9 protein-coding genes are annotated in these 12,893 nt (G+C 65.6%); 5 read left to right on the top strand and 4 right to left on the bottom strand.

What is annotated here, in order from left to right; all coding sequences use genetic code 11:
- Positions 1-7: 7 nt before the first annotated feature.
- A complete protein-coding gene (gene speA / locus PCLY_RS14930; protein WP_061240432.1) occupies positions 8-1,921 on the top strand; it encodes an arginine decarboxylase in 1,914 nt (637 codons plus the stop codon).
- Here speA and pdxR read toward each other — a convergent pair.
- Entirely contained in the window at positions 1,906-3,330 is a 1,425-nt protein-coding gene (gene pdxR / locus PCLY_RS14935) for a MocR-like pyridoxine biosynthesis transcription factor PdxR (RefSeq protein WP_061240696.1), read from the bottom strand. The genes speA and pdxR overlap by 16 nt on opposite strands.
- A gap of 90 nt (positions 3,331-3,420) precedes the next feature.
- Here pdxR and PCLY_RS14940 point away from each other — a divergent pair, with 90 nt between their 5' ends.
- From PCLY_RS14940 to PCLY_RS14950, 3 genes are read left to right on the top strand one after another with little or no spacing between them, the layout of a single operon-like run.
- A complete protein-coding gene (locus PCLY_RS14940; RefSeq protein ID WP_061240433.1) occupies positions 3,421-3,861 on the top strand; it encodes a GNAT family N-acetyltransferase in 441 nt (146 codons plus the stop codon).
- Between the two features lies 1 nt (position 3,862).
- Positions 3,863-4,486 carry an FMN-dependent NADH-azoreductase gene (locus tag PCLY_RS14945; RefSeq protein ID WP_061240434.1) on the top strand — a complete coding sequence of 208 codons (624 nt, stop codon included), beginning with the start codon at positions 3,863-3,865 and terminating at the stop codon, positions 4,484-4,486.
- Positions 4,483-4,914: a carboxymuconolactone decarboxylase family protein gene (locus PCLY_RS14950; RefSeq protein WP_061240435.1), complete on the top strand. Its 432-nt coding sequence runs from the start codon at positions 4,483-4,485 to the stop codon at positions 4,912-4,914. Before PCLY_RS14945 ends, PCLY_RS14950 begins: the two co-directional genes overlap by 4 nt.
- A gap of 3 nt (positions 4,915-4,917) precedes the next feature.
- On the opposite strand, the gene PCLY_RS14955 is transcribed toward PCLY_RS14950, so the two are convergent.
- Genes PCLY_RS14955 through PCLY_RS14965 form a run of 3 tightly spaced genes read right to left on the bottom strand, consistent with a single transcriptional unit; the run spans position 4,918 to position 7,780 of the window.
- Positions 4,918-5,379 (bottom strand): DUF2214 family protein, encoded by a 462-nt coding sequence (locus PCLY_RS14955; RefSeq protein WP_061240436.1) that lies wholly within the window; start codon positions 5,377-5,379, stop codon positions 4,918-4,920.
- A gap of 12 nt (positions 5,380-5,391) precedes the next feature.
- The gene (locus PCLY_RS14960; RefSeq protein ID WP_061240437.1) at positions 5,392-6,429 is read right to left on the bottom strand and encodes a GGDEF domain-containing protein; all 1,038 of its coding nucleotides are present in this window, start codon (positions 6,427-6,429) and stop codon (positions 5,392-5,394) included.
- On the bottom strand, positions 6,401-7,780 hold the full coding sequence (locus PCLY_RS14965) for an MATE family efflux transporter (protein ID WP_061240438.1): 1,380 nt from the start codon (positions 7,778-7,780) through the stop codon (positions 6,401-6,403). The genes PCLY_RS14960 and PCLY_RS14965 overlap by 29 nt, the downstream gene beginning before the upstream one ends.
- 168 nt (positions 7,781-7,948) lie before the next feature.
- On the opposite strand from PCLY_RS14965, the gene PCLY_RS14970 reads away from it, so the two are divergent.
- The gene (locus PCLY_RS14970) at positions 7,949-12,859 is read left to right on the top strand and encodes an alpha-2-macroglobulin family protein (protein WP_061240439.1); all 4,911 of its coding nucleotides are present in this window, start codon (positions 7,949-7,951) and stop codon (positions 12,857-12,859) included.
- Positions 12,860-12,893: the final 34 nt, after the last annotated feature.

A 12,893-nucleotide genomic window follows, 5' to 3' on the forward strand; every position in this document is an offset into this window, starting at 1 on the left:
GAACCCAATGTCCGCACGACGCACCCGCAAAGACGACGGCAGCCAATGGACCGTAGCCGATAGCCGCAGTGTCTATGGCATTCGCCACTGGGGCGCCGGTTATTTTTCGATCAACGATGCCGGACGTATCGAAGTGCGTCCCAACGGGCCGGAAAGCCAGCCCATCGATCTTTATCAGCAAGTCGACGAACTGCGTCAGAGCGGCTTGTCGCTGCCGCTGCTGGTGCGTTTCCCGGACATCCTTCAGGATCGCGTACGGCGCCTGACCGGCGCCTTCGATGCCAGCATCCAGCGCCTGGAATATCAGAGCCGCTACACCGCCCTGTACCCGATCAAGGTCAACCAGCAGGAGGCGGTGATCGAGAACATCATCGCCACGCAGAACGTGTCCATCGGTCTCGAAGCCGGCTCCAAGCCCGAACTGCTGGCCGTGCTGGCGCTGGCACCGAAGGGCGGCACCATCGTCTGCAACGGGTACAAGGATCGCGAGTTCATCCGCCTGGCGCTGGTGGGGCAGAAGCTCGGTCACAACGTGTTCATCGTCATCGAGAAGGAGTCGGAAGTCGCCCTGGTGATCGAGGAGGCCGCCGAGCTCAAGGTCGCGCCGCAGATCGGTCTGCGCGTGCGCCTGTCCTCGCTGGCATCCTCCAAGTGGGCCGACACTGGCGGTGAGAAGTCCAAGTTCGGTCTGTCCGCTGCGCAGATTCTCTCGGTGGTCGAGCGCTTTCGCGACGCCGGGCTGGATCAGGGCATCCGCCTGCTGCACTTCCACATGGGCTCGCAGATCGCCAACATCGCCGATTACCGCAAGGGGTTCCGTGAGGCCATTCGTTACTACGGCGAGCTGCGCGCCATGGGCCTGCCGGTCGATCACATCGACGTCGGTGGCGGCCTTGGCGTGGACTACGACGGCACCCATTCGCGCAACGCCAGCTCGATCAACTACGACATGCAGGACTACGCCGATGCCGTGGTCGACATGCTCAAGGAATTCTGCGACCGCCAGGAAATCCCCCATCCGCACATCTTCTCCGAGAGCGGCCGGGCCATGACCGCGCACCACGCCGTGCTGCTGGTGCAGGTCACCGATGTCGAGCGCCACAACGACAAGGTGCCGGAGATCGACCCGGACGTGGAGCAGCCGGAGGTGCTGCACTGGCTGATCGAACTGCTCGACGACAGCGACCCGGAAATGGTCGCCGAGACCTACTGGCGTGCCACCCACTACATCGAGGAAGTGGCTGCGCAGTATTCGGCCAGCAAGCTGAGCCTGGCGCAGAAGGCCCTGGCCGAGCAGTGCTACTTCGCCATCTGCCGGCGCCTGCACAATCAGCTCAAGGCGCGCCAGCGCTCGCACCGCGCCGTGCTCGACGAGCTCAACGACAAGCTCGCCGACAAGTACATCTGCAACTTCTCGGTATTCCAGAGCCTGCCGGATACCTGGGCCATCGGCCAGATCCTGCCGATCCTGCCGCTCTCGCGCCTGGACGAGGAGCCGCTGCGCCGTGCGGTGCTGCAGGACCTGACCTGCGACTCCGACGGCAAGATTCGCCAGTACGTCGACGAGCAGTCGATCGAGACCAGCCTGCCGGTGCACGAGATTCGCGAGGGCGAGGACTACGTGCTGGGCATCTTCCTGGTCGGTGCCTACCAGGAGATCCTCGGTGACATGCACAACCTGTTCGGCGACACCGACTCGGTGAACATCTACCAGGCCGCCGACGGCAGCGTGGTGCATGCCGGCATCGAGACCCACGACACCATCGAGGACATGCTGCGCTACGTGCACCTGTCGCCCGAGGAGCTGATGACCCACTACCGCGACAAGGTGGCCAGCGCCAAGATCAGCCCCCGCGAGCGCACGCAGTTCCTCGATGCACTGCGTCTGGGCCTGACCCGCTCGTCCTACCTGGCGTCCTGATCGAGCGCCGTCGCCAGCCGCCGGGCCAGGTGCAATGCCTGCTCTGCGCTGGCGATATTGGTGAAACCCAGCAGCAACCCGCTGCCGCAGGGATGCTTGCGCGCCCATTGCGACAAGGCCATTACCGCCAGCCCCGCAGTTTGCGCGCGGGCAGCAAGGGCGACGTCATCTTGCACCGCATCGAGGCGGGCCAGCAGGTGAATGCCGCCGGCCTGCAACTCCACCGACAAGGCTGAACCGAATACCAGCTCCAGTGCCGTTGCCAGAAAGCCGCGACGCTGCGCATACAGCGCGCGCATGCGTTTCAGGTGGCGAGCGAAATGACCCTGGTCGAGAAAGTCCGCGGCGATGGCCTGCGCCAATGCGGGGCAGCCATGATCGAAGGTGCGCGCGCAGGCGGCGAAGCGCTCCACCTGTGCCGGCGGCACCACCAGGTAGGCGAGGCGCAGGCCGGGGAACAGCACCTTGCTGAAGGTGCCGCAATACAGCACGCGGCCGTGGTGATCGAGGCTCTTCAGCGCTGGTAGTGGTCGGCCGACGTAGCGGTATTCGCTGTCGTAATCGTCTTCGATGATCCAGGCCTGGCTGGCCTGCGCCCAGTCCAGCAGGGCCAGGCGCCGGGGCAGGCTCAAGGACACACCGAGCGGGCTCTGGTGCGACGGCGTGACCAGCGCGCAGCGGGCATCAGCGGCGAGTCGCTGGCCCTCGTCCACCCGCAGGCCCTGTTCATCCACGGGCAGCGGGATGAGTCGCAGGTCGGCGCCTCCGAGTACTTCGCGTGCCTTGAAGTAGCCAGGGTCTTCGAACCAGCAGGCGTCGCCCGCCTGCAGCAGCGCGCGACGAATCAGCAGCAGTGCACTGCGATAGCCGGCGGTGATGAACACCTGCTGCGGTTCGCAGGCGATGCCGCGCGACACGCCCAGGTAGCGCACCAGACTGCGGCGCAGGGCTGGCAGGCCCTGTGAGTCCGGGTAGTCGAGATCAGTGGGCCCCAACTGGCGCAAGTGACGCGCGCCGAGCCGACTCCACAGTTTGCGTGGGAAGGCATCCAGCGCCGGCAGACCGAGCTGAAAGGGCAAGGCCTCGCTGGCTGGGCCACTGCCTGAGCGTGATGGTGTCTGGGGGCGGGGCGCAATGGCCGCGCTCGTCGGCGCGTGGGGTAGTTGCGGCGAAACTACGGTGCCGGCTGGGCCGCGTGGCAGCAGATAACCTTCGCCGACCAGCAATTGATAGGCCGCCTCCACCGTGCCGCGCGCCAGGTTCAGCTCGCTGGCCAGCGCGCGTACTGACGGCACGCGCTCACCGGGCTGCAGACGGCCCTCGCCGATGGCCTTGCGCAGGCGCTGGTAGAGCTGCAGGTAGATCGGCGTGGCTTGGTCGCGCTCGGGCGTGAGGCGAATGCTGTACATATACATGTCCTATTCGATTGGCAATGTCTTGGCTCTGTTGACTATGCCATGCTCTGCCTAAAGTGGCGGCATCTTCGCTGGAGAACCGCCATGACCCTCGCCACTGATTGCCGTTACGACTGGCTCGTCGACCCGCACGCGTTACGCGCCTGCTTCCCGCTGATGCGTGTTCTGCGCCCACACCTGAGCGGCGCCGATGACTTTTTGCAGCGCCTGCAACGCCAGGCCGCGCAGGGATATCGCCTGCTGGCAGCGCGTGCTGGTGAGGAGGTGCTGGGCCTGGCCGGTTGCCGCTTGCAGGAGAACCTGCTGCATGGGCGCTTCTTCTATGTCGATGACCTGGTGATTCGTGAGGACCTGCGTAGCCAGGGGATCGGCGAGCGCCTGCTGAACGAGGCAAGGGCACAGGCGCGCAGCCTGGGCTGCGTCAACCTGGTGCTGGATACCGGGTTAGGCAATGCGCGCGGGCAGCGCTTTTACTACCGTCAGGGCTTGCTGGGCATTGGCATGCACTTTCGCGAGGCACTTTGAGATGCAACGAATCCTCTTGCTGCATTGCAGCCCCCATGGTCGCCAGAGTCGCGCCAGCGTGCTGGCTCGGGAGTTGGCCGGGCGCTTGCGCCGGCGTCATTCCGAGGTGCAGCTGCTGGAGCGTGACCTGGCCCACGAGCCCTTGCCAGCGCTGACTGGCGACTATGCTGCAGCGCTGGTGGCGCGGGCGCCGAACGACGACCCGGCGCTGAAGGTTTCCGAGGCACTGATCCAGGAGTTGGAAAGCAGCGATTACCTGGTCATCGCCACGCCGATGCACAACTTCAGCGTGCCGGCCGCGCTCAAGCTGTGGATCGACTATGTGCTGCGCATCGGCCGCAGCTTTGCCGCCACCGACGTCGGCAAGGTAGGACTGCTGGCGGATCGACCGACCTTCGTGGTGGTCAGCTCGGGCGGCTACTACCGCGGTGAGCAGGCACGCCAGCCGGATTTCCTCACCGCGTATCTGCGTCATGTGCTGAGCACCATCGGCATTCACGACCTGGAGTTCATCCACCTGCAGGGGCTGGTGCGGGGTCAGCAACACGCCGAAGCAGTGCTGGCGCAGGCGCGCGAACAACTGGATTGCAACCCCTATCTCGTCTCTTCAGGAGTACAGCCATGAGCACATTGCGTCAGCCCTATTACGAACTATCTGCCGAGGCCATGCAGGGCCTGCTCGCCACCAAGGCAGCGCTGGAGTGCGGCCCGCTGGGCAAGGCGTTGGTCGAGCTGCTCTACCTGCGCGTCTCGCAGATCAACGGCTGTGCCTATTGCCTGGAGAAGCACAGCCAGTCACTGCGCGAGGAAGGCGTGCCGCAGATCAAACTGGACAGCCTGGCAGGTTGGCGGGTGAGCCGGCATTTCGACGCACGTGAAAAGGCGGCACTGGCCTGGGCCGAGTCGCTGAGCGAGATCGCCAGCAGCCACGCCGGCGATGACGATTATCGGCCGCTGGAGGCGCATTTCTCGCCCAGAGAAATCTCCGATCTGACCATCGCCGTAGCCTTGATGAGTGGGCTGAACCGGCTGGCCATCGGCATGCGTCTTTGATCGCTAGCCTGCCGCAATCACGCCATAGCCGCGCGCCATCAGGGTGGCCAGCAGCGGAATGAACAGCAACGCCAGCAGTTCCAGGCGAATGCTCCAGGTCACCAGGTGCACCTGCTGAACGCTCGGCTCGGGCACCTGGCCTGCCTTCACGGTCTTGCGCCACTTGATGAACACCAGCGTGGGCAGGATCGACAGCACACCGACGAGGATGAACAGGCCGACCTTGGCATGGAACAGGCTGTTGCTCATGTAGTAGGCGGTACCCTTGCCGAACCACAGCACGCGGGCGATACCCGTGGCCAGCACCAGAACGGCGCAGATGCCGTAGGCCAGATCGGTGAGCATCAGGCTGCGTGCTCGGGAAAGATCCAGCGGCGCCTTGAATAGCACGTGTTCGATGCTGAGCAAGGCGAACAGGGCGAAGATCGACAGGTAGTGCAGATAGGCAACGAATGCGGCCGCCATGCGGGCTTCCTCTCAGTGGGGGGAGGGGGCGAGTTCGGTGCGGTTGCGGCCACCGTGCTTGGCTCGGTAGAGCGCCTGATCGGCGCGCTTGAGTGCGACTGTGCTGTTCTCGCCGGAGCCGAGCAAAGTACAGCCGAGGCTGGCGGTCTGCTGCAGTTGGGCATCGTCGACCGTCATCGGTTGTTCGGCGATGGCCAGGCGAATGCGCTCGGCGACCTGCAGCAGCCCCTGTTCATCATGAACCAGCGCCAGGATGACGAACTCCTCGCCGCCGTTGCGCGTGACCACATCCTGCGGTCGCACCGCCGCGCTCATGCGCCGTGCGCTTTCCCACAGCACATGATCGCCAGCATCGTGGCCATGTTCGTCGTTGACCCGCTTGAAGTGGTCCAGGTCGCAGTAGATCAGGCCGACCTGCAAGCCGCTGCGTTCGGCTACCGCCTGCTCCAGCGGGAGAAAATGCAGGAGCCCGGCGCGATTCCATAGCTGCGTCAGCGGGTCGAGCATGCCTTTGCGCTGTTCGCGATCGAGTGCATCGCGCAACTGATCAGCCTGGTGCGCGCGCTGGCGCAGTTGCAGGTAACCTTGCACCAGATAGGCCAGGTCCCTGAGCTGCAGTAGCTCCTTGCGTTTGAGACGGCGCGTCGCCGGGTCGAGCAGGCAGAGCGTGCCGAGCGCCTGGTGCTGGGCATCGAACAGCGGATGACCGGCATAAAAACGCACGTGAGGCGCGCTCTGCACCAGTGGGTTGTCGCAGAAGCGGCTGTCGCGGTGGCTATCCTCGACCACCATTGGCTCGCTCTGCAGGATCGCGTGGCCGCAGAACGACACCGAGCGCGGTGTTTCGGCGACATCCAGGCCCTGCCGGCTCTTGAACCACTGACGGTCAGTGTCGATCAGGCTGATCAGCGCCGTCTTGACCCCGAACAGGTCGCGGGCCAGGCGGGTGACTGCATCCAGGTAGGGGTCGGCCGGCGTATCGAGTATTTCCAGGCTTTCCAGGGCCTGCAGGCGTTCAGCTTCATTCGCGGGTAGCGGTGCACTGAGCATGGGTGACCTCTCCGTCGGGGAACCACAGGTTGCGACGATTCATGTTCCAAGCATAGACCCCGAGAATCAGGCTTCGCAGCCCCATGAACGCCAGAAATGCCAACCATAACCCGTGATTGCCCAGACTTTGCAACCACCAGGCCAGCGGCAAGGCCAAGGCCAGGGCGATGAGCATGGCGTCGCGCATCTCGCGTGCGCGGGTGGCGCCGATGAACAGGCCGTCGAGCAGGTAACTCCATACCGCCAGCAGTGGCAGCGCGGCCAGATACGGCAGGAAGATCAGCGCCAGCTCGCGTACTTCGGCGATATTGGTGAGCATGCCAACGAACCAGTGCCCGCCAAATAGGAAAAACAGCGCGAAGACGAGGCTGGCCAGCAGTGACCAGCCTCCGGCCACCAGCAGTGAGCGGCGCAGCGCATCGCGATCACGCGCGCCCAGGGCATGGCCGCACAGGGCCTCGACGGCATGCGCCAGGCCGTCGAGGGCGTAGGCGGTCAAAGTCAGGCCATTGAGCAGCAGTGCGTTGGCCGCCACCGTGGCATCGCCCAGGCGTGTGCCTTTGACCGTGATCAGGAAGAACACCAGCTGCAGCGCCAGGGTACGGATGAAGATGTCGCGGTTGACCGCCAGTAACGGGCGCCAGCTGCTCCAGCGCTTCAGTGCGCTGACGTTGAGGCGGCCAGGATAGCCTGCAAGCGCGCCACGGGCCAGCCACAGGCCGAGCAGGGCACCGCTCCATTCGGCGATCACCGACGCCCAGGCCGCGCCGGCTACGCCCCACTCGAGACCCAGTACGAATAACAGGTCGAGCGCCACATTGATCAGGTTGGCGGTCATCAGGATGGCCAGCGGCCCGCGGGCGCTCTGTGTGCCGAGTAGCCAGCCGATCAGGGCGTAGGTCGCCAGGCTGGCCGGCAGGCCGAACAGGCGAATCTGAAAGTACTGGCGTGCCAGCTGGTCCAGCTCGGCAGAAGGCTGCATCAGGCTCAGCGCCAAACCGCTCAGCGGCAGTGCCAGCAGCGCCAGCACCAAGGCCAGGAGCACGCCCAGCCCGAGCCCTTGCACCAGCACCTGGCGCAGTGCGCCGCCATCCTCGCGGCCAGCGGCCTGGGCTGCGAAACCGGTACTGCCCATGCGCAGAAAGCCCATGGCCCAGGTCAGCAGGGTGTAGAGGCTGCCGCCCACTGCCACGGCCGCCAATTGATGCGCATGCGGCAGGTGGCCGACCACGGCGGTATCGACCAGCGCCACCATGGGCACCGACAGGTTGGAGAGAATCATCGGTGCGGCCAGTGCCCAGACCTTTCTCTGGGTCGGCGCGTGGCGCCAGGCTTCGAACAGGGCGTACATGGGGGCTTCCGTTCCAGCAAAGCGCCGATTATAGGCACAGGGCTGGCGTAGCCGCACATCGCCTCAGGAGTGTGAGTGGCTTGGCGAATTCGTCGGGATGGCTCGTCGCTGCCAGTGCGCCTCAGCTATAGTTGTCGGCTTCTGCGCCCCCTGATTCCGGAGCCCGCAATGCCGAACAAAGGACTGCTTCTGGCCCTCGCACTTACGCTGCCACTGACCCTGCTCAGCGCCTGCGATTCTTCTGAACCCCCAGCCACGGTGACCCCCGCTGCCCCTGCTGCGCAACAGCCGCAGGCACCCGCGCCTGCGGTCGACCGCGAGGCGCTGGCCAAGCGCTACGCCGGAAGCGAGCTGGAGGTGGTCGACGTCTCCGAGGTACAGCTCGACGGTGCTAGTGCGCTGTCGGTGACCTTCTCCATTCCGCTGGACCCCGAGCAGCCCTTCGCCGAGCGCCTGCATCTGGTCGACAGCGTCTCAGGCAAGGTCGATGGCGCCTGGGAGCTGACCGACAACCTCAGCGAACTGCGCCTGCGTCACCTGGAGCCCAAGCGCAAACTGGTGCTGACCATCGATGCCGGGCTCAAATCGATCAATGGCGGCAAGCTCGCCGCCGAACATGTCAGCCGCTTCGAAACCCGTGACCTGCAGGCCAGTGTCGGTTTTGCCAGCCGTGGCTCGCTGCTGCCGACAAGGCTGGCCGAAGGCCTGCCGGTGATCGCCCTGAACGTCGACAAGGTCAATGTCGAGTTCTTCCGCATCAAGCCCGAGGCGCTGCCGAACTTCCTGTCGCGCTGGGGCCGAGCCAGCAACCTGGATACCTGGGAAGCGCGCGAGCTGCTGCCGATGGCCGATCTGGTCTACGGCGGCCGCTTCGACCTGAATCCGGCGCGCAATACCCGCGAGACCCTGCTGCTGCCCATCGCCGGCCTGGAGCCGTTCAAGCAGCCGGGCGTGTACCTGGCGGTGATGCGTGAGGCCGGCAGTTACAGCTATTCACAGCCGGCTACGCTGTTCTCCCTGAGCGATATCGGCCTGTCCGCGCATCGCTATCGCGACCGTCTCGATGTCTTCACCCAGGCACTGGAAGGTGGCAAGGCGCAGTCCGGCGTGCAGTTGGAGTTGCTCGACGGTGACGGCGCGCTGCTCGCCGAAGGCAAGACCGATTCGGCTGGCCATGCGCAGATGCCGCTGCCAGCCAAGGCCCAGGTGCTGCTGGCCAAGCAGAACGAGCAGACCAGCCTGCTGCGCCTGAACACGCCAGCGCTGGACCTGGCCGAGTTCGACATCACCGGCCCGAAAGCGCATGCCCTGCAGTTCTTCGTGTTCGGCCCGCGCGATCTGTATCGCCCTGGCGAGACCGTCCTGCTCAATGGCTTGCTGCGTGATGCCGACGGCAGCCCGGTCAAGGCGCAGCCGGTCAGCGTCGAGGTACGCCGCCCGGATGAGCAGATCAGCCGCAAGTTCGTCTGGAATGCCGGTGATGATGGCCTCTATCAATACCAGCTGCCGCTGGCCGAAGAGGCGCCGACCGGCCGCTGGCAGCTGCTGCTCGACCTGGGTGACGGCAACCCGCAGCTCTATGAGTTTCTCGTCGAGGACTTTTTGCCCGAGCGCATGGCTCTGGAACTCAAGGGCCAGGATCAGCCCTACGCGCCGGGCGACAGCGCCGAATTCGCGGTGACCGGGCGTTACCTGTACGGTGCTCCGGCCGCTGGCAACCGTCTGACCGGGCAACTCTACGTGCGCCCGCTGCGCGAAGCCGTGGACAGCCTGCCGGGTTATCAGTTCGGCGACATCACCGAGGCCGAGCTGAGCCAGGATCAGGAACTCGACGAACAGAACCTGGACGATGAAGGGCGTGCCGTGTTGCGCCCGGAAAATCGCTGGAGCGACGCCAAGTCGCCGCTGCGCCTGATCTTGCAGGCCAGCCTGCAGGAGTCCGGCGGCCGCCCGATCACCCGCCGCATCGTTCAGCCGGTATGGCCGGCCGAACGTTTGCCGGGCCTGCGTGGGCTGTTCGACGGCGAAGAAGTCGATGCCGACAGCCTGGCCGAATTCGAAATCCTCGTGGCCGATGCCGCCGGCAACAAGCTGGCCGCCGACAACCTCAATGTGCGCCTGGTGCGTGAGCGTCGCGACTATTTCTGGAGCTTCTCCGACGGCGAGGGCTGGCGCCACAACTACAACGAGAAATTCCTCACCCTCAGCGACGAGCCGCTGAAGGTCGCTGCCGGCGGCACCGCCAAGGTCAGCTTCCCGGTGGAGTGGGGCCCGTATCGGGTCGAGGTGGTGGACAACCAGACCGGCCTGGTCAGCAGCCTGCGCTTCTGGGCCGGCTACCGCTGGCAGGACAACGCCGATGGTGGTGCGGTGCGCCCGGACCAGGTCAAGCTGGCGCTGGACAAACCTGCCTACGCCGCTGGCGACGTGGCCAAGATCACCGTCACCCCGCCGGCTGCCGGCAACGGCTACCTGCTGGTCGAGTCCAGCGAGGGGCCGCTGTGGTGGCAGGAAATCAGCGTGCCGGCCGAAGGCAAGACCTTCGAGCTGCCTATCGACGAAAAATGGGCGCGTCATGACCTGTACCTCAGCGCCCTGGTGATTCGCCCTGGCGAGCGCAAGGCGCAGGTCACGCCCAAGCGTGCCGTTGGCCTGCTGCACCTGCCACTGGAGCGCGCTCCACGCAAGTTGGCGGTGAGCCTGCAGGCGCCGGAGAAGATGCGTCCGAAGCAGCCGCTGAAGGTCAAGGTCAGCGCGCGCAACGCCGATGGCAGCATCCCCGAGACGGTGCATGTGCTGGTCGCAGCGGTCGATGTGGGTATCCTCAACATCACCAGCTACGCCACCCCCGATCCGTTCACCACGTTCTTCGGGCGCAAGGCCTATGGCGCCGACCAGCTGGATATTTACGGGCAACTGATCGAAGCGCAGGGGCGCGTTGCCAGCCTGGCCTTCGGCGGTGACGCCGGCCTCGCCGCCGGCGGCAAACGCCCGGATACCAGCGTGCTGATCGTCGCGCTGCAGAGCGATGCGCTGAAGCTCGATGACAAGGGCGAAGGCGAAGTCAGCCTGGATATCCCCGACTTCAATGGCGAGCTGCGCCTGATGGCGCAAGCCTGGACCGACGAGCGCTTCGGTATGGCCGAGGCCAAGACGGTCGTCGCCGCGCCGCTGATCGCCGAGCTGTCGATGCCGCGCTTCCTCGCCGGTGGTGACGAAACCACCCTGGCGCTGGACCTGACCAACCTGTCCGGCAGCGAGCAGAAACTCGATGTGCAACTCGACGTCGAGGGGCAACTGCGCCTGCTCGGCAAGGGTGAATCGCCGATCAGCCTGAAGGACGGCGAGCGCACCACCCTGCGCATCCCGGTACGGGCCGAAGGTGGCCTGGGGCAGGGGCGTATCCATGTCGAGGTACAAGGCCTGGCGCTGCCGAACGAGTCACTGGGTGACTTCAGCCGCGAGTGGACGCTGGGTATTCGCCCGGCCTACCCGGCGCAACTGCAGCACTTCCGTGCGGTACTGGGAGAGGGCGAGCCATGGAGCATGCCGGCTGGCACCCTCAATCAGTTCGAACCGGCCGGGCTGGAGGCCGTGCTGGCGCTGTCGAGCCGGCCGCCGCTCAACCTCGGTGAGCAGATTCGTGCACTCAAGGCATACCCCTACGGCTGCCTGGAGCAGACCACCAGTGGCCTGTACCCGTCACTTTACGCCGACGCTGCGAGCCTCAAGCGTCTCGGCCTGGAAGGCGAGCCGGACGAACAGCGGCGCAAGAGCATCGAGCTGGGTATCGAGCGGCTGCTCGGCATGCAGCGCCACAATGGTGGCTTCGGCCTGTGGAGCGCCGAGAGCGAAGAGGAGTATTGGCTCACTGCCTATGTCACCGACTTCCTCCTGCGTGCCCGCGAGCAAGGTTTCGGGGTGCCGCAGGAAGCCTTGAAGAAGGCCACCGACCGCCTGCTGCGCTACCTGCAGCAGAGCAGCCTGATCGAAGCCAGCTACAGCCAGGACTTCGCCCACACCCGCTTCGCCGTGCAGGCCTACGCAGGCTATGTGCTGGCGCGCAGCCAGCAGGCGCCGCTGGGTGCGCTGCGCAGTCTGTTCGACCGTCGCAACGACGCCCGCTCCGGCCTGCCCCTGGTCCAACTGGCTGCTGCGCTGAAACTGATGGGCGATGCGCCGCGTGCCGAGCAGGCGCTGAATCAGGGCTTGATCCAACAGCGTGATGCTGAGCGCTGGATGGCCGATTACGGCAGTCCGCTGCGTGACCAGGCGCTGATCCTCGCCCTGCTGGAGGAGCACGACCTGGCTGCCGGCCAGCGCGAAAAGCGGCTGTTCAACCTGGCGGATGAGCTGGCTGGCCAGCGCTGGCTGTCGACTCAGGAACGCAACTCGCTGTTCCTCGCTGGTCGCGGCATTCTCGGCAAACCCGAGCAGGCCTGGAGCGCCAAACTGGCCAGCGGCACCTTCCAGTTCGACCTGAGCAACCAGCAGCCCGGCATCAAGCTGGAGCGTGCGGAGCTGGCAGAGCCGCTGAGCGTGAGCAACGCTGGCAGCGCCACCCTGTATCAGCAGCTGACCCTGTCCGGTTACCCGAGCCAGGCGCCGCGCGCCGGTGGTGAGAACCTCAGCATCGAGCGCGAGTACCTCGGCATGGATGGCCGTCCGCTGGATCTGCAGCGCCTGGACAGCGGCGAACTGGTACTGGTGCACCTGGCCGTGCGCGCCAAGCAGCGCGTGCCGGATGCCCTGGTGGTCGACCTGCTGCCGGCCGGTCTGGAGCTGGAAAACCAGAACCTGGCGCAAAGCGCGGCGAGCCTCGATGACGCCGGCAGCAACGTCAAGGAATGGCGCCGCTCCATGCAGAACGCGCGGATCAAGCACCAGGAATACCGCGGTGATCGCTACGTGGCGGCGGTAGACGTGGAAGGCTACGGCACCACCCATCTGCTTTATCTGGCCCGTGCGGTGACGCCTGGCAGCTACCGCGTACCGCCACCGCAGGTGGAGTCCATGTACCGGCCTAGCTGGCAGGCGCTGGGTAGTGCGCCGTCTTCGCTGGTGGTTAGGGGGCGTTAAGAGCAGCCCCGGACTGCATCCGGGCTACAGATCG

This window comes from Ectopseudomonas composti (assembly GCF_001567565.1).
In the GTDB taxonomy this organism is placed as follows: domain Bacteria; phylum Pseudomonadota; class Gammaproteobacteria; order Pseudomonadales; family Pseudomonadaceae; genus Aquipseudomonas; species Aquipseudomonas composti_A.

What these genes read in the sequence shown, in the direction of transcription:
- pdxR (WP_061240696.1), bottom strand. Translation starts at nt 3,330, where the DNA reads ATGTACAGCATTCGCCTCACGCCCGAGCGCGACCAAGCCACGCCGATC.
- PCLY_RS14970 (WP_061240439.1), top strand. Translation starts at nt 7,949, where the DNA reads ATGCCGAACAAAGGACTGCTTCTGGCCCTCGCACTTACGCTGCCACTG.
- PCLY_RS14965 (WP_061240438.1), bottom strand. Translation starts at nt 7,780, where the DNA reads ATGTACGCCCTGTTCGAAGCCTGGCGCCACGCGCCGACCCAGAGAAAG.
- PCLY_RS14945 (WP_061240434.1), top strand. Translation starts at nt 3,863, where the DNA reads ATGCAACGAATCCTCTTGCTGCATTGCAGCCCCCATGGTCGCCAGAGT.
- PCLY_RS14955 (WP_061240436.1), bottom strand. Translation starts at nt 5,379, where the DNA reads ATGGCGGCCGCATTCGTTGCCTATCTGCACTACCTGTCGATCTTCGCC.
- PCLY_RS14950 (WP_061240435.1), top strand. Translation starts at nt 4,483, where the DNA reads ATGAGCACATTGCGTCAGCCCTATTACGAACTATCTGCCGAGGCCATG.
- PCLY_RS14940 (WP_061240433.1), top strand. Translation starts at nt 3,421, where the DNA reads ATGACCCTCGCCACTGATTGCCGTTACGACTGGCTCGTCGACCCGCAC.
- PCLY_RS14960 (WP_061240437.1), bottom strand. Translation starts at nt 6,429, where the DNA reads ATGCTCAGTGCACCGCTACCCGCGAATGAAGCTGAACGCCTGCAGGCC.
- speA (WP_061240432.1), top strand. Translation starts at nt 8, where the DNA reads ATGTCCGCACGACGCACCCGCAAAGACGACGGCAGCCAATGGACCGTA.